The 25,692-nt window shown below is 53.7% G+C and carries 19 protein-coding genes; 5 read left to right on the plus strand and 14 right to left on the minus strand.

The genetic code is table 11. The annotated features are described in order from the left end of the window. Positions 1-9: 9 nt before the first annotated feature. From CYQ09_RS00870 to CYQ09_RS00935, 14 genes are all read right to left on the minus strand, one after another. Positions 10-1,104 (minus strand): polysaccharide biosynthesis/export family protein, encoded by a 1,095-nt coding sequence (locus CYQ09_RS00870; RefSeq protein WP_106743522.1) that lies wholly within the window; start codon positions 1,102-1,104, stop codon positions 10-12. A 13-nt stretch (positions 1,105-1,117) separates the two neighbouring features. Continuing rightward, positions 1,118-2,539, minus strand: a complete 1,422-nt coding sequence (tagF, locus tag CYQ09_RS00875) for a type VI secretion system-associated protein TagF (protein ID WP_106743523.1) — start codon at positions 2,537-2,539, stop codon at positions 1,118-1,120. Between the two features lie 3 nt (positions 2,540-2,542). Continuing rightward, entirely contained in the window at positions 2,543-6,013 is a 3,471-nt protein-coding gene (tssM, locus tag CYQ09_RS00880; RefSeq protein WP_106743524.1) for a type VI secretion system membrane subunit TssM, read from the minus strand. Further along, a complete protein-coding gene (gene tssL, locus CYQ09_RS00885; protein ID WP_106743525.1) occupies positions 6,010-7,494 on the minus strand; it encodes a type VI secretion system protein TssL, long form in 1,485 nt (494 codons plus the stop codon). Before tssL ends, tssM begins: the two co-directional genes overlap by 4 nt. Further along, the gene (gene tssK / locus CYQ09_RS00890) at positions 7,491-8,828 is read right to left on the minus strand and encodes a type VI secretion system baseplate subunit TssK (RefSeq protein WP_106743526.1); all 1,338 of its coding nucleotides are present in this window, start codon (positions 8,826-8,828) and stop codon (positions 7,491-7,493) included. The genes tssL and tssK overlap by 4 nt, the downstream gene beginning before the upstream one ends. After that, on the minus strand, positions 8,828-10,084 hold the full coding sequence (locus CYQ09_RS00895; protein ID WP_106743527.1) for a hypothetical protein: 1,257 nt from the start codon (positions 10,082-10,084) through the stop codon (positions 8,828-8,830). Before CYQ09_RS00895 ends, tssK begins: the two co-directional genes overlap by 1 nt. Continuing rightward, positions 10,081-11,094 (minus strand): type VI secretion system baseplate subunit TssG, encoded by a 1,014-nt coding sequence (gene tssG, locus CYQ09_RS00900; RefSeq protein ID WP_106743528.1) that lies wholly within the window; start codon positions 11,092-11,094, stop codon positions 10,081-10,083. The genes CYQ09_RS00895 and tssG overlap by 4 nt, the downstream gene beginning before the upstream one ends. After that, complete coding sequence (gene tssF / locus CYQ09_RS00905) at positions 11,091-12,878, minus strand: type VI secretion system baseplate subunit TssF (RefSeq protein ID WP_162617514.1); 1,788 nt, start codon at positions 12,876-12,878, stop codon at positions 11,091-11,093. Before tssF ends, tssG begins: the two co-directional genes overlap by 4 nt. Next, entirely contained in the window at positions 12,871-13,374 is a 504-nt protein-coding gene (gene tssE / locus CYQ09_RS00910) for a type VI secretion system baseplate subunit TssE (RefSeq protein ID WP_106743530.1), read from the minus strand. Before tssE ends, tssF begins: the two co-directional genes overlap by 8 nt. Next, the gene (locus tag CYQ09_RS00915; RefSeq protein WP_106743531.1) at positions 13,374-14,177 is read right to left on the minus strand and encodes a type VI secretion system accessory protein TagJ; all 804 of its coding nucleotides are present in this window, start codon (positions 14,175-14,177) and stop codon (positions 13,374-13,376) included. Before CYQ09_RS00915 ends, tssE begins: the two co-directional genes overlap by 1 nt. Further along, positions 14,174-15,583 (minus strand): type VI secretion system contractile sheath large subunit, encoded by a 1,410-nt coding sequence (gene tssC / locus CYQ09_RS00920; RefSeq protein WP_239495813.1) that lies wholly within the window; start codon positions 15,581-15,583, stop codon positions 14,174-14,176. Before tssC (CYQ09_RS00920) ends, CYQ09_RS00915 begins: the two co-directional genes overlap by 4 nt. Positions 15,584-15,585: 2 nt before the next feature. After that, complete coding sequence (tssC, locus tag CYQ09_RS00925; RefSeq protein WP_106743532.1) at positions 15,586-17,070, minus strand: type VI secretion system contractile sheath large subunit; 1,485 nt, start codon at positions 17,068-17,070, stop codon at positions 15,586-15,588. Further along, positions 17,070-17,573: a type VI secretion system contractile sheath small subunit gene (tssB, locus tag CYQ09_RS00930; protein ID WP_106743533.1), complete on the minus strand. Its 504-nt coding sequence runs from the start codon at positions 17,571-17,573 to the stop codon at positions 17,070-17,072. Before tssB ends, tssC (CYQ09_RS00925) begins: the two co-directional genes overlap by 1 nt. A 100-nt stretch (positions 17,574-17,673) precedes the next feature. Continuing rightward, positions 17,674-18,744 carry an ImpA family type VI secretion system protein gene (locus CYQ09_RS00935; protein WP_106743534.1) on the minus strand — a complete coding sequence of 357 codons (1,071 nt, stop codon included), beginning with the start codon at positions 18,742-18,744 and terminating at the stop codon, positions 17,674-17,676. A 208-nt stretch (positions 18,745-18,952) separates the two neighbouring features. Here CYQ09_RS00935 and tssH point away from each other — a divergent pair, with 208 nt between their 5' ends. The 5 genes from tssH (at position 18,953) to CYQ09_RS00960 (ending at position 25,563) form a co-directional block, all read left to right on the plus strand. Next, positions 18,953-21,568 carry a type VI secretion system ATPase TssH gene (tssH, locus tag CYQ09_RS00940; protein WP_106743535.1) on the plus strand — a complete coding sequence of 872 codons (2,616 nt, stop codon included), beginning with the start codon at positions 18,953-18,955 and terminating at the stop codon, positions 21,566-21,568. A 36-nt stretch (positions 21,569-21,604) separates the two neighbouring features. Continuing rightward, entirely contained in the window at positions 21,605-22,081 is a 477-nt protein-coding gene (locus CYQ09_RS00945; RefSeq protein ID WP_106743536.1) for an Hcp family type VI secretion system effector, read from the plus strand. A 115-nt stretch (positions 22,082-22,196) separates the two neighbouring features. Beyond that, positions 22,197-23,027: a hypothetical protein gene (locus CYQ09_RS18210; RefSeq protein ID WP_162617515.1), complete on the plus strand. Its 831-nt coding sequence runs from the start codon at positions 22,197-22,199 to the stop codon at positions 23,025-23,027. Between the two features lie 188 nt (positions 23,028-23,215). Then, a complete protein-coding gene (locus tag CYQ09_RS00955; RefSeq protein WP_106743538.1) occupies positions 23,216-25,306 on the plus strand; it encodes a type VI secretion system Vgr family protein in 2,091 nt (696 codons plus the stop codon). Then, a complete protein-coding gene (locus tag CYQ09_RS00960; RefSeq protein WP_106743539.1) occupies positions 25,306-25,563 on the plus strand; it encodes a PAAR domain-containing protein in 258 nt (85 codons plus the stop codon). The genes CYQ09_RS00955 and CYQ09_RS00960 overlap by 1 nt, the downstream gene beginning before the upstream one ends. Positions 25,564-25,692 lie beyond the last annotated feature (129 nt).

The following is a 25,692-nucleotide window of genomic DNA, read 5'->3' on the forward strand; positions in this document are numbered from 1 at the left end:
GCCGCCCACTTAGGGTTGCGGTATGGCAGGAATTTCAGGCGGGCGCGAAAATATCTGAAAATACTTTGAGAAATTCGCCAGCGGCGCGTTTCCGACGTAAATTGCGTCACCGTCACGTAGCTGGAAACGGTTTGCGCGCAAACGCTCTGCGGGGTTGGAATAATCCACACGGAATATCACGTCACCGTATACGGTTCGGTGTTCCCCATTTTCAGATTTAAGCAGAAAGGATTCACCCGTCGGCTGCCTGCGAAACACAAACAATGACTTTGGGTTGGCGCGGCTGTCTTGCAAGCCACCTGCTTGGGCGACCGCGCCAGCCAACGTCAGCGCGCCTTCGACGAAATCAAACGTCCCAGTAGAGCCAAGCGCGCCATCGGCCACGAAACTTGCGTCACCACCGCCGACAATAAGCGTATCGCCCGGTAGTAACGGGATGTTTCGGCTGTCTTGGCTGATAACATTGGAAAGCATTTCTTGGCCACGGCGACCTTGACGTAATACGGTCACAACTGTGGCGTCAGGATCACTGGATGCCCCGCCAGCGTTTGCAAGGCCATCAAGGACATTTTCGCCCCGAGACGTCAACGTGAACACACCAGCAGATGCCACAGCACCTTGGACAGTATAGGTGTCGCGTTCCATCCGCGAAATACTAACTGTTGCATAGGGATCAACAGCAGTTTCGCGTAGCTTGTTGGTGATCAGGTTTTGCGCCGCGCTGACCGATTTTCCAGCGACATTGATTGTTCCCGCAAAGGGAAGCGCCACAAGACCGCTTTGGGATACAGTAAAATCGCCTAAGGGTAGTGTCGCGCTTTCACTGGCGTTGAACAGCCCAGAATTGCCGGTGCCAAAAGCAGTTACGCTGATCGTGTCACCGGGTTTGATGATACCGGGGACATAGCTTTGCGTTCCCAAAGACTGAAACCCTGTGCCTGCGTGGGGCGTTCCAAGCGCGCGTACGACGCCTTCGTTCAGTTGCAGAATTGGCGTGTCGCTTTGGCGTGCTTGGTGAATAACCTGCGACGTTTTTGGTCCATCAGCAGGCGCACAAGCGGCAAGGCCAATGCAGGCAGAGATAAAAGCAATTCTAATGGTCATATGTTTGGCCTTACTATTCTTCCTCAGACGACGCGCCAATCTGGCCACCGTCCTTCAATTTACGGTTAAGGATGACAACTAAAGCGGCAACATCAAGCGTTGCCCCCGCAATAATCGCGTCCTGTGCTAAATGATCTGCTGCTTGTTGTGCGGATGGCGCATCCTGCAAAACGCGCATAATTTCGGTTTCCGTTGTGACGGATATCAGACCCGGAGAACATAGCAGATATCTGTCCCCGGGCTTTGCTTCTCCTAGCTGGCTTTCAAGGGATAGTTGACGTGTAGCACCGACAGCGCGGGTGATTACCTGTGGTAAAAGCGGATCAATATGATCGCGTGTCAGCAATGATAGATGCCCGTCACGCAACAGGTAACAGCGTACATTTCCACACCACAGGATCGCATGACGACTGCCTTGCACCAATAACGTAGCGCAAGACGTGGCAAAAACGTCACCACTGTGCAAACCACGCGCGCAAAGCATGGCGTTAGCACGGCCTAGTTTGCCTTTTGCTTCGGCAATGAGATCGGTTAGCGAAAATGGCTCGGCAATCGTTTCAAGCGTGCTGCGGACTGTCTCTACAGTACCGCGCAGACCGGGATGCGACCCAATACCGCTGATTAGGCTGAGTGCTTGGTGGTCTTCGCCAATAGCAGCCGCATCAGTCAAAACCGCGCTACGCGTACCCTTAAGCGCGGAAGCCGCACATTCGATATCCAACAAGACATGAGACGAGCCTTGCTCTTGGGGGGGCGTTTCAGATGTCTGGCTGGTATCGGCTATCGCTTGCGGTGTTTCTTGGGTAGCCGTGTTTGGCTTGTCTTCGGTCGATGCCTCGGCGGACAAGAAAACCGTGTGAAACTCTTCTGGGGCAGGTAAATCATCAAAGCCTGCAACAGGCCGATTTTCAGCCCACCAAAGACTACGGGATGAATCCGTTTCGTGTGAACGTAGGTTAGGTTGGTACCAATGTTCCGCACTCAAGGCCGCAAGCTCAGCATCGAATGCGTCACGCTGAAAGTCTGGTGATAAGGTTGATAGCGCAAGCGCTTCGGCCTGTACAAACCATCCCTCGATTTGGCGGGGCAAATTGCTGAGCGGGCCACGATGATCGGTTAATGATACGGCTAAAATTAACGGGAAATAGCGCCCGACGCGGTCTACGCTGGGCATCATTACCATTGCAACGGCATCAGGGCACACAACATCTGCCGCGGCGACACCGCGCCATACCGGGGCCACCAAAAATGCATCTAACCAACCGCGGCCCAACGCGCGTTGGCTTTCACGCACGCTATGGCGCGTCCAGCTATCAAGCGCGTCAACGAAGGTCCGCGATAGATTACATTGCACAAAATCCCCATGCGTCGGGATTTTACCGAAATAGCCGGACCCAATCAAAGAAGGTCTATTTTCTGATGCCCCGCGTCCCAAACTCTAGTCCAACATTGTCTGGGGGCATGCAAATTCGGCAATCGCAGGAAGCCGGAACGGGTTATTCACACTTCCTGCGGTTACGCGAAACGCTACCTGACGGTTATCAACCGTGAAAGCTGCATCAAATTCGTTGTCCGAAACGGTGGAAATACGGGCCAAGTCAAACAGACGGAAGGGGGACCATTCACCCCCGGTACTCAGCGCGTCTTCGCGATTTCCAGGCAGGATGGTGATACGCGACGTTGACGCGGAATCGCCCGGCCATGCAAGCGATCGTTTTTCCGCGCGGTCTAAGCCATGTACCGAATTTCCACCGCCAATTTCTACGAGCGCAATGCGAGAATTTGGGTCAAGCGACAGCAGATCAAAGGTGACATTCACACGCGGTTTGGTTTCCCCACTTGGGAAAAATGCGGTCCGAATTGCAGCCGCGCGTTGGAACTGTTGCAACGCGACCGAACTTTCTCCAGATGTTCCCAGCCCCCCGTTCCACGTCCATGGATCTGTCGAGACATTAACAAAACTAGCAAGATTTTGATCGAAGAAAGTCTGAAATAGTCCCGCTGGGCCAAACATACGCGTAAAGTCATTCAACGTGACTTCGGCCACTCCTTGGGGATGAAAAGGATAGCGCCCTGTCACCGCACGACGACATTCAATTGCACCTTCTGCCGCCCATAGCTGAGACACCTGACGACGCGCGCGGTTCATTGCGGTGCCCGCCAAATCCGTCGCAAAGCCAACGGTCCACGCATCGACCGGTGCAGGCAAGGTCCGCCCTACGGTCACGAGTTGCTGCACCGCCACATTTAACTGACTATCTGCCGCAAACACTTCGGTTGCGCGCGCGTCTGTCGCGCTAACGCGGCCTAACTGTTGTGCAATGTCATCCAAAAGCGGGGCAATTTGATCGCCATCTTCTTCGTTTTCTGCATTTGCTAATGATCGGCGCAGTTGACGAAATGGATCAGGCGCGGCCAACGGGTCAAACGCAAGATCACTCGCGCGGACCAAAGACGTCATTGGTGCATCGCTCTGGCCAAGAGCACCTGTCAAATTGGTTGCCGTGGATATTTCGCTGGCTAATCGACCAATCGGATCAGCCTGCGACGCCAGCAACGCCACCAAGTCCGATGCATCTGCCAAACCGTTTGGAGGCGTAATTTTCAGGTCGGACACCAGCGCGCGCCACTCCCCTTCGAATTCGGTCCAGTACAGTTGAACTGCGTCGCGCGTAATATCGCTGACGCTGGTGATACGCGGGGCGTTTGGGCCACGCACCCAGTCTTCGTTCGAAGCGATTTCAGCCAGTGTTCCGACGAATGGCAAGACAACTGTGTGATAACCTTCGCGCGTATAAAGCCCTGCGATGCCATCCCCAATAGGAACACCTGATGATCGTACAAATGCCGATGACCCAGCCGGACCAAGCGCAACAGCAGGTGACCAAACACCTAAATCACGCGCGGTTTTGCGGGTCGCAAGCAGATCCAACGTACGCTGTGCGGGGCTGCGATTGGCGATAATTTCACGCGTGTCAGAAACAAGCGCATCATCGATGGCCATCACAGGCAATTCACCAATTTCGAGCATGGCACTCATGTGGCGCATCAATTCGGTGCGTGTTCTTGATCGGCCTGAACCGGGGTAAATATCTGCAAAAATTGTCTCGGCTTGGGCAAGTAACGCATCCGGGTCAATTGGCCCTAGACCCGCCAGTGACAAGTAATGTTTGAGCGTCTCAAAGGCGTCAGCTTCACTTAGGTCCGGCGTTTTCAACCGATCCTGAAGGGCAACCATATAGCGCGGCATCAGATACGCACCAAGCGCCTCGGCGTAAACTTCGCTATGGCGTGCCACGATACGGCGTTCTTGTCCTAACCCCATACCAACCCGCCAAATTGGGGCGTCATCTGCCTGCATATCGAAAGAGGCGGGAGCCTGTTTGATCAAGTTAAGCGCTGGTAGAACGCGCAAAAAATCAGGGTCTGCAACGGCAGTAACGGGGATGTTTACAGCACGATCATCGTATTGCGCCAGCACGTTTTCGGCCTGAACAAGCGCCCGAGAATTGAACATATAGGACCCAATCCATGATCCCGCGAGCAAAACGGCACCCACGCCGACAACACCATATGCAATACCCGTTGCAATACGTTTACGCCGACTAGACCGGCGATCACGTGACACCAAAGCGGCTTCGCCCAAAATCACATTGCCAAACAATCGATTTACGAAAAAGCTACGGTTCATGGAACGGGCAGGTGCGACTGCATTGCGTTGCGCATCTATTTCTTGGGTCGCAGATGCAAAATAGACGCCTCGGATCATCGGCTCGGCGACGTTTGCATTCCCCGAGGCGAGCTCTTCAATAATTTCACGTAAGCTATCGTGCAATGCGGCGACTTGGGCCGGAAAACGAAAGATTGCGCCACGCCGCGCGATGTCGGTTTCCTGTTGTAAGCGTTCCAAAAGCAAACCAGCTAGGCGATCTTGAAGCGCGCGAAACTCGCGGCTGAATATTTCAGGCAACGTTCCGGGTGTGGTCGTTTCCCAATCAAACGTCATGCCCCAAACCTGTTCGCGCGACTGACCGCCAAGCTCTTCGAAAAACTGCGAAAACCCGTTCAGTTTGTCAGCTTTTGTTAGGACAACATAAACCGGAATACGTGCACCCAGTGTTTCATCAATTTCTGACAACCGTTGACGGATAGCACGGGTTTCGCGCAACCGCTCGTCTGGGTCCTGCATCAGCAAGTCAGTTAAAGACAATGTAAGGATGATGCCATTGATCGGTTGCGCGCGACGGTGTTTGCGCAACATTGCAAGAAACCCTAAAAACCCTTTGTGGTCGCGTTCACGTTGGCTGTCTTGCGTGGTGTAGCGGCCCGCAGTGTCGATCAAAATCGCCCGATCCGTGAACCACCAATTGCAGTTGCGCGTACCGCCGACGCCCTGCACAGGTTCGGCACCCATCGCATCCCCCAAAGGAAACTTTAGCCCTGAATTGGTCAGCAGCGTGGTCTTACCAGCACCCGGCGGACCCATCATCAGGTACCATGGAAATTCGTAAGCATACCCCATGCGGCGGCGCGCGACCTTGCGCATCAATACCATCGCCGCCTGCAGGCGCGTTTGCAGCTGGGCGATATCTTCGCGGGTTTCAGATGCTGCACGTTCTTCTTCGGTTTGTACCGCATCATCTTCTAGCGCTTTGTCGGCGCGGCGGTTACGAAACCACGATACAAGCGTCCAAACCAGCCAGATGAATAAAACCACACCGATAGCGGTCAGACGTTGCCCTACTGTCGTCAGCGGGGCGAAGTCGCCAATCGCCAGCTTTGGGCCGAAAATCCAGATCACGGCACAGATTGCGCCGACCCAGATCAAGGATAGAAAACGCCGCCCCAAAACGCTGGTGTAGCTGTCCAGCGTCGAACGCAAATTGGTCCACATGCCAAGAGGATTCATGGTTGCGTCTCCGGTGTGTTGGTTTGTGGATCAGCGGAAAAATCGTCCGCGTCGCCTTGGCTGAACAAAGATGGTGGTACAGCTTGGCCAGCCCCCCGCACGATAATTTCTGTACGGCGGTTTGCTTCGCGACCTTGGGCTGTATCATTATCGCCGATTGGCCGGGTGTCTGCCTCGCCGCGGACCTCGATCCGGTCGCTTCCGATATAGCTAGCCAAAATATCGCGCACTGCGCTTGCGCGGGCGTTAGACAAATGAAAGTTCGATGGAAATGGGGCTGAACGGATTGGTTGGTTATCGGTGTGACCCAGAACAGTCACGTCAAAATTCTCGGCCGTTAGGGCTTGTCCAATCCGATCAAAAATAGGCAGCGATTCATCGTTGATCCGAGCTCCACCAACGTCAAATGTTCCATTGTTTTTCACACGTACAAGCACTGCATCGCCATTGCGAAACACCCGAACAAGGCCTTCGTCGATCTCAGGTTGAAGGAATGACAGAAAAATTTCGATAGGCGGAATTGTTGGCGCGACAGGTGTAGGGATAGGATCAGGCGTCGGCACGACAATCGCTGGTTCAACGGGCGGGGGGGCTTCTTTGACAGGTTCTGGAATGAATAATGTTGGCGTGCCATTCGGCGGCAGCGTCGCCATACGTGCCAGCGTTGTATCAGACGCGCGTCCCAACAACACCGAAAACACCAAAAACAGCAGCGCCAACGCAAGCACAAGCAAGCCAGTGATTAGCCAGAATCGCACGTCAGATCGCAAAGGCGCGTGTGCGGCTTCTTCACCACGCCAATTAGGTGACAAATCGCGGTCAACAGCGCCGAATTGACCGCGGAGCACCCGGTAAAGACTGTCACGCGTGTGGGCTAATTCCATTCCACCACGGGCGGACACCCGCGTACGTCCCTCGAACCCAAGCGACAGGCATAGGTAAATCAGCAACAAAAGATCCCGGTTCGCACCCGCGTTTGTTTGAAAATGCGCAAGCAATTCAAAAACTTTATCACCGCCGGTCACATCATGATGGAAGGTCGAAACCAATCCTTCGACAGCCCAGCCTTCGCCCCACGGGCGGTTGCGGATTACATCGTCAAGTGTGGCACACACAACGTAGTGGGCCGCGCGTGCCTGTTCAGGTGAAATTCCATCAGCGCTTAGTTTGGTTTCATAGGCTTTGACCGCGCGAATTGTATCACGCCGCAGCTCTGTCATTTCGGGGGCTGCTTCGCGTTCACGCAAGGCATGCGCAAGATTTAGCAGCGGTGACGCCTCTGCCACCATCAATGGGACATCATCCCCGTCAATGCGAAAACCGCTAAGGATATCAGGTACAGATAGCGCAGAAACCGTTTTTAGCTCGGGTACTGGCTCGAGACTGGTTTCGACAACAAACGGATCATGGCGGCGTTTCCCCGGTGTGGGCAAAACGATGCGGCCAGGTTCAGTGTTGGAAGGATCCTTAGGGGGTTTCACGCGCGAATTCCCCAAAGTTCAAGTTCAAGACCCGGAAAATCTGATGAAAAGTGCAGCGCTATCGTGCCGGATGCAACAATTTCGCGCCACATCTCGCCTGTGGTATCCAGTTCAAAATAGGTGTTGCCACTGCGAAACGGCAACTGGCGCGGGGCGACGGGCATTGGGCGCACATCAACGCCGGGCAAGGCCACATTGACCAATTCTGAAATACGTTCGACGGGCCCAACTTTGATTTGATTTGGCAACAGACGACGCAGTTTTTCGGCTGTAATGCTCGAACGGACAGCCAATACCAAACCAGCGTCTGTCTTAAGGCCAGAATCCGAAATCATCCCAACACGGACACCATGGCGGCGTTCCTCAAGCGGAATAAGAACCGCGCTTTGATCCAAGACTGCCGACAAAGCGCGCCGCAACTCTGTCATGACCGGAACAAATGTCGCCGCAGGGTCAGCATGGCGATATTCGGGTAACTCTGCAGGCAAGCGGGATGTTGCGGTAAAGGTCGCCAGCTCTCCAGCAAGCGAAATCAAGGCGCGATAGGCCGTTTCAGGATGAATTTGTGCCGCCTGCGCCGCTAAATGGGCAATTGTTGGCGTGGTCCGGTTCAATGCCTGTAGCATTAAATAGTCGCCAAGTTCTGCTGACCCCCGCAAAGACGGATCACCAGTTCGCCGTGCAATCGCTTCGGATCGGTGGCGCAGTAACCCAAGTAATTCATTCAAAAATCCGCTTAAATGTGGCGAGGCACCGACATTCATAACCGGTGGTATCATCTCATCGTCAAGAACAACCGCGAGGTCGGATCGCACTTCAATCACGTGCGCCAGCTTAATCGTTTCCAATCCGGCAAGTTCTTCGTTGCTATGACGCAACCCAAGATCCATGCGCCCGATTTCGATGGCCGCGTTGAACGACGTGTCGGCATTGGCATCATCAGCATCAAGGTCTTCGCGCGTCATGCGTACCCCCGTGGCACCGCCCGCTGGGGCGAACTCGGCGGCACCGGGGCGCAGCATCGGCAGCGTAAGGTGAATGTCTAAATCCGACATTCCTTCGGTTAGCTTTATCGGTGCGGGAAGATCACACTGATCAGGTGCGGAAAACGGTGTCCCGTCTGGTAGAATCCCTTTGATCGACGAAAGACCAAACCGCCCAATCCCCAATGCCGCTTTGTCGATAGACATTTCAAGAATGCCCCAAGGATAAGGTGCCAAGGGGCGCGTTGCGTCGCGCACCAACTGATCAGTCCAACGATCAGACTGCTGAAAGTGCTGCACCCTAAGGAACATACCTTCTGTCCAGGCAACGCGGTTCCGGATTTTTGCCATCAGATATCTTCCCGTGTGTCTTCGATGTTGGCCGCAAGTGTTTCGCGCAAAGTGCCGAGGTTCAGCGGTGAATTGTCTTCTGTCCAGCGCCGCATGTTTTCATCCCACGCGGCGGCCTTTGGGCGTAAACGTTCCGACATCGCGCTTTTGCTGGCGACGGCGGCGCGAATATTGTCTGGATCAAGCCTATCGCGTGCGTGTGTGATGGTCGCTAGTAGGGTCTCAAAAACCGCGGTTTGTCGGGCCAAAGTGGCGTCAATCCGCCGTGATAGCCCAAGGCAGATGTCGCCTTGTAAATCTGACAAGATTGCGCCCGGATCCATTGTAACTTGATCGCGCGCTTGCGCCGTTTGGGGCGTTACATCAAAATCGTTCAATATGCGATTAAGGTTGCGTTCCATCTCGGCTAGCCCGGCCAAGGTAGCGGCAAGCGCCGTACCCGCATTTGCAAGTTGAATTTCGTCAGGCGCGTCGACTTCGCCGTCATAAAGACCTGCAGCTTCGCGCAGAATACGCGCGTCAGGTTGAGATTGTACTGGATCTGGCCTGTGATCCGTTTGGTTCATGTTTACCGATTGGCGGTTGGGCGCGCCCTGTTCCGCCCGATTTGCCGTATCGCTTGCAGGCACGTTCCAGTCATCTGGAAGCATCTTATGCGATGTATCGAAAGGATCGGAAGTGTTCGCCCCAAACGGGTTTGTGAAAGCGGGATTAGGAACCAAGGGATCAGACGCAGAAGAGTCCCCACCATACGCCCCCAAACGGTCCCAATCGGGACGGCTGCGGTTCGGCGCGGCGGTAAAGCTGTCTAACCATTCCTCACCAGTACGCCCCGGCAATGGGCCAGAGGCCGCGTCGCCACCGGGACTAACGTCTGATAAGATTGCACTGATTGTTGGCTGAGTTGTATCACGATAGGCATCCGCACCCCCCGAAAGATTGGGCATTACATCTGCCTGTGCGATATGCGCCGTCAATAAATGCGGACCAATTTCGATTTCTGCACCTTGATGAAGCGGCAGTTCTGCACCTACATTGAGAGACTGACCATTGACGCTGACATGGCCAAAACCTTCGATCAAAAATTGATCGTTGTCACTGCGCACAAAGGCGTCGCCTTGCATGGCGCTAAGCTCTGCGGTCAAGCGCCAAGTGTTGCCCGCGCCGGTCCCAATTGAAAACTGGGTAGTCCCATCAATCACCCGTGATGTTCCCGCCGCATGACCCGAGCGCAACGTTAAAGTAAGCGTTTTCATACTTTGCCCCCCAGTGATGTTGTACTGTGCCGGGGTGATGACCCAATAACTGCATCACCACTGTGATCCATAACCGGCGCACTGCGCGCCCAAGAGTTCCAGCCCAAACGCGGTGCTGGTCCATCACCACCAAGCTGAGTTTCAGGTACATCCCGACGGTCGAGTATGATTTGAATGTCGTAGTCTAACACCGGTCCGACATAGAATTTGACCAAACGGCGTAATCGATCAAGCCGAGGCTGCCCTTCTTCGAGGGTGACAAAATCCGCATAGCGGACCGGGCCGATCACCAGTCGCACCTGACCTGCCCTGTCGGGCACTTGGGTGCCCGCACCGGATGTAATGCCCAATTGTGTGCTGCCATCCATGCGTGATTGTTCGGCAAGAGGCAGCATGCGCCAGCGTAAATGGAACTGCTCTATCTTCACGGGTAGTCCGGTTTCTGCGCCTACCAACGCGCTCAGGCCTTCTGCGCTTCGGGTTTGTTGGGCAAACAGCCCGGCATAACGCAATATTTCATCGCCGGGCAGGGGGGATAGGTCTGTAATCTTAGCTGTACCAAGCCCCAACATGCTTCGCATCATCGTGAGGATACGCGGCGCGGCCTGGTCGCTAAACGACCATTGCAGCTGTCTGGCAACATCGTATTTTTCGACTGTCGCAACAAACAGATGTGTCAGCCGATCCGTAAACGCATCGACAAACGCAGCAAGACCACCGGCACGCCTGCGCCGATCACGGGCAGCTATTTCATTGTAGACTGGCGGCAAAGGGGACAGCGGCCCGAATAACCCAACAATACTAGTGTCCAAAACGACAGCTTGGTCCGTCTCGGTGGCACTACTGATTGCAGCATGTGACAGGCGGCGTTCAGGGGCTGATACGATAACCAATGCACGCTCGCTTTGCTTTGCCGCGCGCTGTGCTACGCGGATACCGGTTGCGGCATCAAAGACCTTTGGGTTGGTCACAAGCGCGTGGATATCGCTGGTTGTTGTGTGTCCCGTCATACCAGCGCCCGATCCCCTGAACGCGCTGGAAAACAAGCGAGATCATCAGTGCGTCCTCTTAGCCGAAGTGTGAGACGGGTAAATGTATTTAGCGTGACGTATGCCCCCAAAAATCTGTCCAAAACCGCGCCAAACAGATGCGCCGCCCCATCGCCAATTTGATCGGGGTCAAAGGTGATCGTCACATCAACGCCGCTAACCATAACCGCCTGAATACGCGCAATACCGGGCGATGTCGTGACATCGACAATGGCGTCGATCATCTGGGATGTTTCACGGCTATCACCGGGATCATACAAACGTAGGATCGCACGCAGTGCCGCTGCACCATCTGTCTCTAGCGACAGATGATTAAGCGACATATGTGAAATCAACTGCCAAACACGATCAGGGTCCACATTACTACGTGGTGATAGCGTGATGGGGCGCAATGCAGTGACGCGGGTGACAATGTCCAGCGGCGCAGACAGCTTCAAATGTGGTTGCCCGCCTCCGAACGGAAGAGCACGGGGTAGGTCGCCATTGGTCGCAATGATATCGATGGCCGCCGTGCTTTTGGGGCGCGCCACGGGATCAGTGCGATGATCCACGAATGATATTGATGTCGCGCCGGGGCGCGTGTCGCCATTGGAACCATGACGCACAAGTTGATAGTAAATCCCACCTGCAGATTTGTTTGTTAACCGGTGAAAGAACGATTCAGCCGTTTGCGTTGCGCCGCCGTCATCTGCCAATGTAACATCGGTAATCGAATGAACTTGCCGTGTTTTGGGTCGCCTCGCATCGGCAAGCAGTGGCCACGTACTGCGTGTCCCGTCAAGCACGACAGGTTCCGTACGCGACGCAAATAAATTAACGACTGGGGTTGCGCCCAGCTTGACTGCGCCAAGATCGATCCGCCGTTCCATATCGCCGGGTGCACGGTCCAAATACACATAAACATCAAGTCTATCGCGTTGGATTGGACCCCTCTGTGATGTCCCGACATCAATATCAACAAAAAGAAACTTTTCTGGCAGGGCAAAGTATTCGGACAGTAACCGGTAACCCGGAAAAGACCGTTCTGGCGCAGGAAGTGCTGCTTCATCAGCGGTAAACCCCGTCGCACGCACTGCGGATTTGGGTAAAATACGCGGTGCGGTATCGCTGGAATGATCCGCAATAGCGACGCCCAAACAATGTTGTGTAAGCAGATGATAAAGATCATTCGCCTGCCGCCCACTGCCCAAATACAGCCGCAGTGTCGTCAGCCCAAGATCCACGATCTTTGCCTTACCCAGCGGCGCAAGTGTCAGCGCAAGACATCCCATTGGGTTACCATTGGGGAATGCGGGTGCCTCGATTGGGCGGTTCATCAAAGATACTTTGGTGATTTCTATCGGAGCAATCGCAACGTCCTGCGTTGTGCGAAACCGGCAGGTATCGCCTTCGATTGGGGCAGATTCAATTTCGGTACCACGTGGCACATATCGTATTTCCTGCGCGCCCGGGTCAGACGTGAAGTCGACAATCGTCATCGCGGGAAGCGGTGCCAGAAAATGCGGGTACAGCGTTTCAAGCAACCCTTCGCTAAGTTCCGGAAACCCATCATCCAGCTTTTGGCGAAGGCGGGCCGCGGTATAGGCGAAACTTTGGATCAGACGTTCAACGTGAGGGTCATCGCTGGTTTCCGGCGCAAGGCGCAAACGGCCTGCAATTTTAGGAAAGGCGTCAGCAAAGCGCGTGGCACGATTGCGCAACGCATCCAATTCATCCGTGTAGTGTTTCAGGAACCGATTAGCCACGCCCGCGCCCACTTACAACTTTGAAATGATGGGTTACTGGGTCAAGCCGTGTGTCAAAGACCATAGGTGGCAATCCGGGGCGTGCACGATAGCGGGCCGAAATGCGTAAACGCAGGCTCCGACGGTCGTCATCGGATTGGCTTGGCAACGACACAGATAGATCTTCAAGGCGGGGTTCGAACCGCGCGATACGATCTTGCAGCCGAGCAGCAAAGTTTTTGCGTTGCATGTCTGTGACTAAGCTCGCGTTGAAAAAATCCTCAACGCCGAAGGCAACTAAACTGTCAACAAGCGGAACCAAATCAGCAGGATGCGACGTTGGGCGACAGCGCGTATTCAGCAAAATGGACAGATCGCGGCGCAAACTTTCACGCAATCCATTGGACGTTTCGGCCTCTAAAACAGCCGGATCAGTGGCGCGTTCGGGTTCTGAATCGAGCAAGCGATCCAAAATAGAAGCGGCCTGTAGCGGCTGGTTGTGGGGCAAGCGAACCATCAGTCTTGCTGCGCCTCAAATGTGATAGTCTGCGCATCGAGACAGCCAAATACATCATCCCCGACAAGCCAACATCTTTGTCCTTGCCCCGCAGTGAGACCACCCGGAAGGTCACGAAAATCGGTGGTGCGGCCCAGTTGTTCGGCGGCCGTGATTGGCGCAGGATAAATCGCAGGAACGCGGATATCTGCCGCAGACCCGTCATGCAGCGTGACACGCGCCCGGCGTAATACGCCATCAATTGGCCGGGTGGCTGGTTGAAATTCCAGCTGCGCTATACGTTCAAAGTCGATCCACAGATAATGCCCACCGCCGGTCAAGGCCTCGATCGCATGCGGAAGCCGATCATCAAGATCACGAATGTCGTCAACAAAATCCCCATCCCATGATGCAGGCTGCGCACCTCTTGCCGTTTCCAACGCATCCAGCGCTGTTTTGGCCGCGTTGCCGTCACCGTCGCGCAAGGCAACGTTCACGCGTACAGCAAGCGTGGACAAAGACGATGGGCCATTCGGAAAAGTCGGCAGGGCACCGGTCGACCACCATTCTGTTCGCGCATGAAGCGCGCGCAGATGTTGACGAAATACACCTATCCCCAATGTTGCATCAGGTACTGCCGTCGCGGCAAGGCGGGCTTGGGTTTCTGCCCGGGATAGATCACCAAGGATCACAGATAGTTCGGCAAGGAACATTCGCGCTTCGGCATCTTGTGGGGCGATTTTCACACGAGCAAGCGCAATGTCTCTTGCTGCGGTCGGGTTATCATCGCGCAAGGCTATGGCAATATCATGGGCAAGTGTCATGCGGCGGGGCTCCGTAAACTATCGGGGGCTTCTGCCACCAAGTGAAAACTGGTTGATACGTCATCAAGCTGAAAGTGCGGTTGCAAACGAATAGTGCAGCCAAAACATCCCGGGCGGCCCGGCAGCGGGCGCACCGACACCCCCGCATCGCGCAACGGATATTGCGCCTTTAAATCTTCGCCCGCATCGTCGTTACCTAGGCAATAGCTACGCAACCAATTGTCCAACCGGTGTTCAAGAACAGAAGGGTCAGCAATGGTTCCCACCTCATCACGCATCATGACTTTCAGGTAGTGGGCAAACCGCGAGGTACAGAGCACATATTGTAACATTGCTGCCAGACGCGCATTTTGCGTCGCGATGGCGGTGTCATAGGTCCGTGGCGCGTGGACAGACGGCAGAGTGTTAAAGACCGGATCATGATCAAGATAAAGCGTAGACAGCGGAACAACACCCAACTGTACCATCCGTTCTTCTTGTGCACTGGTTAAACGGTAGCTGACTGGTGAGTACGCGGACAGACCATGCAGATCGGTGCCAAAATCCAACGGCTCAAGTCCTTCTACACGACCTCCGCCCGGCTGATCCTGATAGGCACCACGGATCGCGGCAAACCAACCGCTATCGCGATATGCGTCGACGATTGTCGCCGCCAAACCAAAGGCACCATTCAGTAAAATATGGTCAGAGAGGGCCGCATTCGGAACAAAGCCGCGGGGCATGTCGTAGCCGGGTTTGCGCGCCAGCACTAAATCGGGGGCAATAAGCCCAAAGAACCGTGTGTCTTCGGCCTGACGCAAAGCAACCCAACGCGCATAATTTGGGTCTTCTCTTAGGATCGACTGCGCATCAGACAGGTCGCTAATATCATCCAACTCGCTGATATCAGTAAGCCCTAAAATCTCGCCCCCAGCGCGTGCGATGACAGGGCAAAACGCTGCCGCGCCGACCGATGCTAGGCGACGCACGGTTTCGATCGGATCAGCAGACCCTGAATCGCATACATGCGATAACGTATAGTCGCAAAGCAGCATACCGAACGGCAGGCCACCCGGCATTCCGAATTCATTGTCGTACACCAAACGGTGCAAGTGGCTTTGGTCAAAATCAGCAGATCGTTCCAGATCACGCGCTACGACAGGCCACGTTGCATTCAGAACCCGAACGATCACCGTTTCATCAGGCCCTGTGCGTGACAACAACTGATACAAACCCCGCCATCGCGCTTCTAAGGCCATGTATTTTTGGTCACGGCAAACGGCATCAACCTGTTTGGACAATGCGTCGTCAATCAGTGCGATAATGCGATCAATCCGTGCGAAAAGAGCCCGTTGCCGCGTAGCGGAAACCCGGTCATCTGCCCCGGTCATATCTGACCGAGACAGCATGTTTGCACTTTCATGCATGTTTAGTTCTTCTCGGGAATCCGCGCGACCATCCGCAACGATGTGGTAAGCTCTTCCATCTGCAACCAAGGACGCATCCACGCCACAGCGTTATAGCTGCCGGGCTTACCTGGAATTTCCTCGACCGAAACACGTGCATCACGCAACGGATGCGAAGCGCGTGATTCTGGACCAGCTTTGTCGTTTGCGTTGACGTAGTTGTTGATCCAACGGTTCAGCCAATCTTCGCAGTCTTCGGCTTCCATGAAGGAACCAATTTTATCGCGGCCAATCACCTTGAGATAATGTGCAAACCGCGAGGTCGCCATCATGTAAGGCAAACGTGCCGAAATCGCGGCATTGGCCGTTGCTTCGGGTTGGTCGTATTTTTTGGCCTTGTGGGTTGTTTGCGCGCCAAAAAATACCGCGTAATCCGTGTTTTTGTAGTGGCACAGTGGTAAAAAGCCCATATTGCCCAGCTCAGAATCCCGGCGATCGGTGATGCCGATTTCTGTTGGGCATTTTATACCTGTATCGCCTTCGTCGGTAGAAAACAGGTGCGTTGGCAGACCTTCGACCTTACCGCCATTTTCAGTGCCACGAATTGCGGTACACCATCCGGTTTGGGTGAAGGCGTCGCTCATCCGGCCTGCCATGACGTAGGCCGCATTCATCCAGCAATAGTTGTTGTGCGGGATCTTATCGCCTTCAAAACCAAGCGCCTCGTTGTAGTCGAACTCATCAATGCGTTTGCTGTCATTACCGTAAGGCATCCGTGCCAGCACACGCGGCAATGTCAGCGTGACAAAGCGGCTGTCTTCGCTTTCGCGGAACCCACGCCATTTAGCATATTCGCTGCTGTCAAAAATTTTCGACAGATCGCGTGGCTTACTTAGCTCTGTATAGTCGTCAAAACCGAACAATTTAGGCGAAGCCGCAGAAATGAACGGCGCAAAGGAAGCAGCCGACACTTGTGACAGTCCGGTCAGCGTTTCGATATCGTCAAAGCTATTATCGAATTCATAGTCGCCAATCAGCGCACCAATAGGTTCGCCGCCGGGTGTGCCAAATTCATCTTCGTAAATAGACTTGAACAGCCGAGATTGATCAAATTCCACCGCCTTAGAAAGATCACGACCCAGTTCACGTTTGGATGCATTCAGAACACGAATTTTCAGGTTTGATCCCGTGTTGCTTCCGCGAACGAGATGCGCCAACCCGCGCCAAGACCCTTCGAGCTTTGAAAACTCGGGGGCTTGCATCACAACGGCAAGTTGGCCAGAAATTTTTGCGTCGATCGCTTCGATGGCTTTGGTCAAAGTCACCGTAAGGTTGCGGTCATAGGTGACGGTCCCAGCCAACGCGGCGTCCGTCAGGGTGCGCATCAGATCAGCGGCGCGGTCAGGTTCTGTCTGACGGGTCGCGCCAATGACTTGATCAAGAAGACCAACCTCTGCGTCTTTGGTGATCGTGGATTCAGCTTCCTGATTTTGGGTTTCGATAGCCATTATTCCGCCTCCCCAGTCTTCAGTTCTTCAACCATGCGGCGTACGGCGTCATTGTCTTGCAAGATTTCTTCGAGCAGAGTTTCCAGTTCTTCAGAGCGATCAGCCTTGGTCAGCAAATCACGTAGTTGGTTGCGGCTTTCCAGCAGCGCCTTAAGCGCAGGTACCTGTTCTACAACGCTTGCAGGGTCAAAATCGGACAACGATTTGAACTCTAGATCGACAGCCAAATCGCTGCCATCATCGCTCAGTGTATTTTCAACCTTTAAGTTAAGACCGGGCGTCATGCGCTCCATGACCTGATCAAAGTTATCTTTGTCGATTTGAACAAATTTACGTTCGCCAAACGAAGGAAGTGGCTTTGTCGGGTCACCTGAAAAGTCACCAAGAACACCGATGACAAAGGGCAATTCCTTTTCGACCATCGCACCTTCAGTTTCGACTTCATATTTGATGTGGACGCGAGGCTTGCGCACCTTATCGAGCTTGTCGTGAATACTTGCCAATGTCCGGCTCCCCTAATTTCAACTCTGAATTGTTAACAATACATGTAGTACATGAACCAGTTTCGCGACGGCTGCGCATGCGAATTCAGAATACTATTGCTTATTCGGCGGAATCTGGCGCATCGGGTGTGTCCTTGATCCCTGCGGTTGTCAGGAAAGACACTCTGGCATTTTCGTCTGGGATTAATTCCGTCAACAACGTCATGAAATCCATCCGGCCACGCCGTACCAGAGTCTCTATTGTATGTGACATTGGCGAATGCGGTTCAGTACGGCGGAAAAATCGCGCTACATCACTCAATGTTCGAAGCGCATCTTCGCGGGTTTCAATCCGACCTGCGGTTGGCGTTCCGGCGCCCGTAGCTGCGGGGTTCCCCGATTCCGTAACATCGTCGGTTGCTGGATCGTCGGCCGCTGTTGGCACATCCGAAAGGCCAGATAGGCGGCGAATCGTACGGGCGGTATCATCAAGCAAGTCGATGATTCGTGCGAATGGCGGCGCATCAGCCCCCCGTAACTCAGTCAGCACCGCGTTCAGGCCCGCAAATGCAGTACAGGTAGCAACCACATTTCCCAGATACGCTAACATCGCAGTATCACCCGCTGTCGACATCGCGGCTTGCACCGCTTCGGTCTTTCCAGCCGTTTCAACATCCCAAATTGTGTGACTGCCATATTCGAAATCTGGCACAAGCGGCAACAGCCGTAGCGGCTGAATCAAGGTCCCCTCACGCCCCAATCCATTCAATCCACCAAGCGATTCAAAGGTGTCATCCTCTACATCCTCTGGTTGGGGATGCAGATCGTTGCCCCACATTTTTACCATTTCAGAAACAGCGTTCACCGCAGCAGATAGGCCAGTGTACCCGCGCGTACGCGCCGTCGCTTCGATCAGCCAGACTGCCACTTCCACATCAAGCGCATGATCCGAGAGGATCTCTCGTGATAGATCGTGTACTTCGCCCCACTCGGCCGGCGCTGCCATAATAATGTGCCCATCTTCGCCTGGAATCTCTTGCGCGCGCTCTGCTGCGCGCGCCTTTGATCGGGCATCTCGAAGGCTGCGGTAAACCGCCTGAATCCCCGGATTTATGCGCGGATTTTCGCCAAGATTTTCGGAGAAATTGTAAGGCACTGTATTGGTTGAATTATTACTTTGCGAACTTGTCATGGTTGTGTCTCTTTAGCTGTCTATCCGGGTGTCACAACGGCATATTTAGGAGTTGAGACATGCCCTTACAGGTATTTCGGACCTCTTCAAGAAACGCAACCGGTTGCATCTTGGACCATCATTTGAAACCTAATGAAGAGTGATTTGTTATAGTCCGGTGAGTGTCATTTTAGCGCTGCACTGGGGATTTTCCTAGGCGGGTTTTGCAGTGACGACCATTGATCTCCATACATTGTTCAAGCGTCTTTCTGAAAGTGCGAGCGCCGCAATTGAAGGCGCGGCCGCATTGGCTGTTCGACACACCCACAGCACCGTAGAGCTAGAGCATTTCATCGCGAGCCTCGCGAAGAATGACGCATTTGCACAGATCATTTCGGACAGTGGTGTGAACCCAGCAGAGGTCGCAGGCGAAGCTATGACATGCGTTCAAGGCTTCATGCGCGGGTCATCCGGCGCACCATCGCTTTCACAACCACTAATTGCATTAGCGCGTGAATCTTGGCTAAGTTCGTCTTTGCGGTTCGGTCAAAATCAGGTCGGGCCAGCGTCAATTCTACTGACGATGATTTCTGAAACTGAACCACGCTCAATCTTGCGCCGCGCTGTGCCGTCATTGTTGAAAATGTCCACAAGTAACCTCGAGGCCGCGATTGAAGAAACCGCACCTGCAGCGGAATCTGGTGAGCCAAATCACCAGCGCCGCGCAGCTGGCGACGAAGATTTTTTAGCAGAGTACGCCGTTGATTTAACCCAACAGGCCCGAGACGGAAAAATCGATACGATCGTCGGACGTGATGCTGAGCTTCGGCAAATGGTCGACATTTTGGTGCGCCGCCGCCAAAATAACCCGATCCTTGTCGGGGAAGCGGGTGTTGGGAAAACAGCCATCGTCGAGGCATTTGCACTGGCCATCGTGAATGGTGACGTGCCTGCGCGGCTAACTGATGTTGCGCTTCATGTTCTAGATCTCAGCCTTCTTCAGGCTGGCGCCGGTGTGAAGGGCGAATTCGAACGCCGGTTAAAAGGCGTTGTGGATCAGGTCGCAACATCTGAAACGCCGATTATCCTGTTCATTGACGAAGCCCATTCGATGATCGGAGCAGGTGGTGCGGCAGGGCAGGGTGACGCAGCCAACATTTTGAAACCTGCGCTTGCACGCGGTGAATTGCGCACCATCGCTGCAACGACATGGTCTGAATACAAGAAATATTTTGAAAAAGACCCTGCTCTTAGCCGCCGCTTTCAGACAGTGAAAATTGACGAACCAGATATTGAACGCGCGGTACGTATGATCCGCGCCATCGCCCCCAAGTTTCAAGAACACCATGGCGTTGCGGTGCGCGACAGTGCGGTGCGGGCCGCGGTTGAATTGTCTGCACGATACCTGCCGGAACGCCAATTACCTGACAAGGCTGTCAGCCTCATTGACACGGCTGGCGCCGCTGTTTCGATGAGCCGCGAAATTGAACCCGAAGCGTTAGAACAACGCCGCCGCGAGGCGATTTACCTGCAAAGCGAGATTAACGCGCTGTCAATGGAACCCGACGCTGGCGGCTTTGCCGAACGGCTTGAAGGTTTGCAAAACGATCTTGCCGCGGCGCGTCGCGAAGAAACGCAGATCGCAACCGCCCTTGATGCACAACGCAAGTTGATGGACGAAGCAGATGCAATCGTAGCCGAAGGAGGCGACGATGCGATGGTGCGTTTGGCAGACATCGAAGCGCGGATGGCTGAGCTGGCTGGCGAAACGCCCTTGGTTCATCGCGTCGTCGACGGTGCGGCAATCGCTGCTGTCATTGCGCGCTGGACAGGTATCCCCGCAGGACGGATGCTGCGCAGTCAGATCGACGCAGTTGCTTCGCTGCCGGACCGCATGAAAGCCCGCGTTTTGGGGCAGGATAGTGCAATTGATGCGCTGTGTGAATCCGTGTCCGTGTCGCGGGCAGGTCTACGTGACCCGCGCAGGCCACAAGGTGTGTTCTTAATGTTGGGCACGTCAGGGATCGGCAAAACCGAAACGGCGATGGCGTTAGCAGATGAACTGCATGGCGGAACATCTGCGCTGACGGTTATCAACATGTCCGAATTCAAAGAAGAACATAAGGTTTCGCTGCTGATGGGGTCTCCTCCGGGCTACGTTGGATACGGCGAAGGCGGCGTATTAACCGAAGCCGTACGTCGGCGCCCGCACGGTGTTTTATTGCTGGATGAAATCGATAAAGCGCATGAGGGCGTACAAGAGATTTTTTATCAAGTGTTCGACAAGGGCACGTTGCGCGACGGCGAAGGCCGCGATGTCGATTTTCGCAACATCACAATTTTGATGACTGCTAATTCAGGCACTGAAACACTTGCCACTTTGGCCGAAGATCCTGACGCTATGCCCGAAGGTGATGGGCTTGTGGATATGCTACGTCCCGAACTGTCACGCGATTTCAAACCGGCGTTTTTAGGGCGGCTTGATATTTTGCCATTCTTGCCGCTGTCCGCAGACATTCTTGGCGGGATCGTAGATTTGCAAATTGCGCGCATCGCAGAACGGACAGAGACCACGCACGGCACAGCGTTGCAGGTCACACCCGCCGCCCGCGCCGCAATGATTGAACGTGCGGTGGCAGGTGACACTGGCGCGCGCGCAATCGAGGCAATGCTTTCGCGGCAGGTTTTGCCACGTTTGGCTGACTTTTTCCTGAACTCACTGGCGCATGGAACACCTCCGCCGTCAGTGCAGATCGATCTGGGGGCGCAGGACACATTTGTCGTGTCTGAACTCAGCTCGGCACGAGGTGAGCAGGGGCGTGAAAATGCGCGCCAACTCATTTGAACCCTAACTTAAACCAAACAATCGGAGAATTATAAGATGCCTATTTATGTACAACTTGACGGAATTCCTGGCGACGCAACACATGAGACACACAAAAAATGGATGGATATCGAATCCATGCACTGGAACGTGTCACGTAACATGACGACTTCTGCTGGCTCTACAGCCAACCGCGAAGCGTCAGAACCAACAGTTAGCGAAGTCGTTCTGACAAAAGTGTCCGATAGCTCGTCCACTAAATTGTTCGCAGAGGCCTGCACTGGTCGTACTGGCAAAAACACAACAATCCACATGGTTACCACCGGCAACCCCGGCGAAACCTACATCGAATACAAGCTGACCAACACATTGGTTGCGAACTATTCTGTGGACACGTCTGGTGATCGTCCAGTTGAAACCATTCGTCTGAACTTCACCAAGATGGAAGTGAAATACATCCCACACGACGAAAACCACAAGCCACTGTCGCCAATGATCGCAAGCTACGACCTGACGACAACACGCGCGTCCTAATTTCGGACATGACATCGCCTTTCCGGTGCGCATCATCGGAAAGGCATTTTAATTGATATCACCATCCCTTTTTTGGTCGACCGGCATTTAAAAATCAAAAAGCGAGAATAATAAAGTGAGCACATCACCGAATGAACGCAAGCTGACAAGCGGTGAGAAAAACCTGCTTAACCGGTTTTTCAACTGCACGATGTCGCTCGAAATGGTCAGGGTTTATACGACTGCCCACCCCTCAGTTAGTCAAAGCAGTACGCGTGCACATAGCGCGGGTAACAATATATATTTCCCACAAAGACACCGTTATTACGACGACTTCTCGAAACTGCCTGTGTGGAAACTCGCGGTATTCATTCACGAAATGGCCCATATCTGGCAGTATCAAACAGGTCGACGTGCGACATTACCAGTTAACCGTACCATTAGGGAATATGAGAGTTACCTTGACCAAATCAAAGTCTCGAGAACGGGGGTTTCACTTGATACATATCTGAAAAACAGAAATGCAAACGGTAGGCACCGGCAAACATTGGGAGGTGTAAGTGCAGCGCTGAACACAAACCCAATGAAGTTCGATGCAGAACCCGCAATCCGCGTGAATACTACACTTGCGGGTGGGCAACAGCGAACGGTCACTGTCGCGAGCGGGGCACCGAGTATGACATTGGCGGAATATATGGCGTCAGGTCATGATTTCACCGAGAATGAAATACGAGCAAGTTGGTCGCGGAATTCAGATTACGATTACATGCCAATTGATTGGAAAACGGCGGACTTCGATGCCTTGAACGACGAAGCGCAAGCGCAGATGATCACGGATTACTTTTTGATCAAAAACGAAGCGAGCCCACGTACAGTTAACACCCATATTTATGCTTCTGGCAAAGACCCGCTACCGCTTGTTGTGTACGAACTTATCGTTCCCTTCGCCAAGGCCGCATGTCGATAGATAGAGAGCTAACATAGGGGGTAAATTTGCAAGAAATCGCTTAGCATGTGACCTAAAATATCATGCGGCGGCGAATTGCCTATTTTCCCGTACGAACGGCGTAATCACGCGAACCTGCTACACAGGTGGCATTCGGTATGCTACGCCTTAGGTTGTAGATTTGCATTAACTTTGCGAGGCACGATTTTATGAACGTAGCGTCTGATTTTATCCAAGCCGAACGTATTCTTCGCATTGATGGGCTTCTTGGCGCGGATGATTTGCTAGCCGAAACATTGGTGTTTCGCGAAGCAATCAACGAACTGTTCACAGGCGAGATCGAGCTTCGTGCAAAATCTGATGACCTCAAGCCGGATCAGATTGTCGGTAAAACCTGCGACATTTCGCTTGAACTGGGTGATGGGCAGCGGCGCAACTGGAATGCATTAGTCACGAATATGGCGGTTGGCCCCAAGGTCGCGCGTGGTTTGCAAAGCTATCGGCTGACGCTTCGTCCCAGCATGTGGTTACTTAGCCAGCGTTCAGACTGCCGAATTTGGCAAGACATGAGCAGCATTGAAGTTTGCGAAACGCTCATGACCGAGCATGGACTACCTAGCCCTGCTGTGCGCGGCATTGTCGCCCCCCCGGAAAAGCAACACTATTCATGCCAGTTTAATGAAACAGACCTCGCCTATCTCGCGCGGCGTCTAGAGGCAGATGGAATTTTCTATTTCTTCACGCACGAGGCCGGGCAACATGTCTTGAACCTTGGGTCACATGCTGCCGCCTATACCGGTGGCGAAGATGTACGTTTTGCGCATGGCTCTACCGATCTGAACCACATTAACCGATTTGAGACTTCTTTTTCCTATACGCCAGGTCAGCGCAGTGCGCGGGATTGGAACTTTCAAACACCAAGCATGGTCCCCGAAGGCGGGACGCCAAGCCTTGTGAAACTCCCCAAAAATGGCGACTATGAGCTGTTTGAATATCCAATGGTCGGCGGTTACGGCACTGGTAACGCATCAGATGCAATCGACAATGCAAGCGTCGCACGACAATCCAAGCTACGTATGCAAGCCAGCGAAGCAGATCATCGACGTGTTGACGGTGCATCAAACACACGTACCCTTGCGGCAGGTGCAAAGTTCACGCCTTATGATGTGGCCAATCCATCCAACAGTTTCGATCAGCATGTGATCCTTGCGATTGAACATCGCGCGACCGATCAGACATATGAAACCGGCGGTGGTCAGCCAGACTATCAGAACCGGTTTTTGGCATTACCTGCCGACACACCCGCAACACCGCACCGCGCAACACCCCGCCCAAGAATTGACGGGACACAAGTTGCTATCGTTGCAGGCCCGCCGGATGAAGAAATCCACCCGGACGAATATGGCCGCATCAAACTGTGGTTCCCGTGGGACAGACGCGCAAAGAAAGATGGTTCTGACTCTTGCTGGGTGCGTGTCACCCAAAACTGGGCGGGTGCAGGCTGGGGCGGGCAGGTCATCCCCCGCATCGGAATGGAGGTCATGGTCACCTATCTTGACGGCGATCCAGACCGCCCAGTCGTTACCGGTGTCGTGCCAAACGCCAATCAAAAAGTGCCCTACGCGCTCCCTGGGAATAAAACCAAGAGCGTGTTTCGGACGAACACACATAAGGGTCAGGGCTTTAACGAACTTAGTTTTGAAGATCAGGCCAACGAAGAGTTGATTTACATGCATGGTCAAAAGGACCAGCAAATCAACATTTTAAATAACCGCGATAAATCAATCGGGCAGGATCAGACAGAAACTGTAGGCCGCGATAAATCAATTGCTGTTGGTCAGGACCATGTCGAAAGCATCGGACGCGATGCCCGTCATAACATCGGCCGTGATGTTCTATATAACGTCGCGCAAAACCAACAAGAGAGTTTTGGCAAAGACCACATTCACAACGTTGGGAATATCCACAAACAAGCGATCTATGGAGACCATCTTAGTTCAATCGGCCGCAATTTCGAAGGCACCGTAAAAGGCAGATATGCCTTGAACGTCAACCAATCGATCACGAATAATACCAAACGCCACGTTTTGATGGCATTCGAAAAATTCGAGATCAAAGGCCCGGGTGGTAAAATCACAATCGATAGTTCGGGGATCACGCTTGAAGCGGCGCAAATCAAACTCAAGGGCAATGTATCAATGGGCGGCACAGGTGGATCACAAGTGCCAACGCTATTAGGGGCCGCAAACGCCGGTCTCCCGCTTTGCGAGGAATGCCCCAAACCCAACGGCGAAAACTGATGCCCCCAATCGCCAGAGTTGGGGACGTCCACGACTGTCCAAGACACGGTAAAAACGCTATCGTTTCGGGCGGTCAAGCCACAGCCGACGGGCGTCCCATTGCCCGCGTTGGTGATAAATGCGGCTGCGGTGCGACAATCATCGACGGAGCAAGCAGCGGATCACAAGACGGCAAGCCTGTTGCGTATCAGGGTAGTAAGACCAGCTGCGGAGGCGTGATCACAACTGGATCGCCCACGCATTCGGTTAAGGTCTAAATAGTTTTCCCAAAGTTTCGCTCGCCACAGTCACCATATGCCGACACTCCGTTGCTGTGTTTATTGCTCATGGAGGGCAAAAAGCTACAGATGCTGTGGACTTGTCGTGTTTAAGTTCCGACCCTTGTC

Origin of the sequence: Yoonia maritima (assembly GCF_002933395.1) — a bacterium.
Taxonomy (GTDB): domain Bacteria; phylum Pseudomonadota; class Alphaproteobacteria; order Rhodobacterales; family Rhodobacteraceae; genus Yoonia; species Yoonia maritima_A.

Bases quoted from the DNA above. Each gene is read 5' to 3' on its own strand.
- CYQ09_RS00870 (WP_106743522.1), bottom strand. From the start codon at position 1,104: ATGACCATTAGAATTGCTTTTATCTCTGCCTGCATTGGCCTTGCCGCT.
- tssM (WP_106743524.1), bottom strand. From the start codon at position 6,013: ATGAATCCTCTTGGCATGTGGACCAATTTGCGTTCGACGCTGGACAGC.
- tssK (WP_106743526.1), bottom strand. From the start codon at position 8,828: ATGGCAAAAATCCGGAACCGCGTTGCCTGGACAGAAGGTATGTTCCTT.
- CYQ09_RS00895 (WP_106743527.1), bottom strand. From the start codon at position 10,084: ATGAAAACGCTTACTTTAACGTTGCGCTCGGGTCATGCGGCGGGAACA.
- tssG (WP_106743528.1), bottom strand. From the start codon at position 11,094: ATGACGGGACACACAACAACCAGCGATATCCACGCGCTTGTGACCAAC.
- tssE (WP_106743530.1), bottom strand. From the start codon at position 13,374: ATGGTTCGCTTGCCCCACAACCAGCCGCTACAGGCCGCTTCTATTTTG.
- CYQ09_RS00915 (WP_106743531.1), bottom strand. From the start codon at position 14,177: ATGACACTTGCCCATGATATTGCCATAGCCTTGCGCGATGATAACCCG.
- tssC (WP_239495813.1), bottom strand. From the start codon at position 15,583: ATGCATGAAAGTGCAAACATGCTGTCTCGGTCAGATATGACCGGGGCA.
- tssC (WP_106743532.1), bottom strand. From the start codon at position 17,070: ATGGCTATCGAAACCCAAAATCAGGAAGCTGAATCCACGATCACCAAA.
- CYQ09_RS00935 (WP_106743534.1), bottom strand. From the start codon at position 18,744: ATGACAAGTTCGCAAAGTAATAATTCAACCAATACAGTGCCTTACAAT.
- CYQ09_RS00945 (WP_106743536.1), top strand. From the start codon at position 21,605: ATGCCTATTTATGTACAACTTGACGGAATTCCTGGCGACGCAACACAT.
- CYQ09_RS00955 (WP_106743538.1), top strand. From the start codon at position 23,216: ATGAACGTAGCGTCTGATTTTATCCAAGCCGAACGTATTCTTCGCATT.
- CYQ09_RS00960 (WP_106743539.1), top strand. From the start codon at position 25,306: ATGCCCCCAATCGCCAGAGTTGGGGACGTCCACGACTGTCCAAGACAC.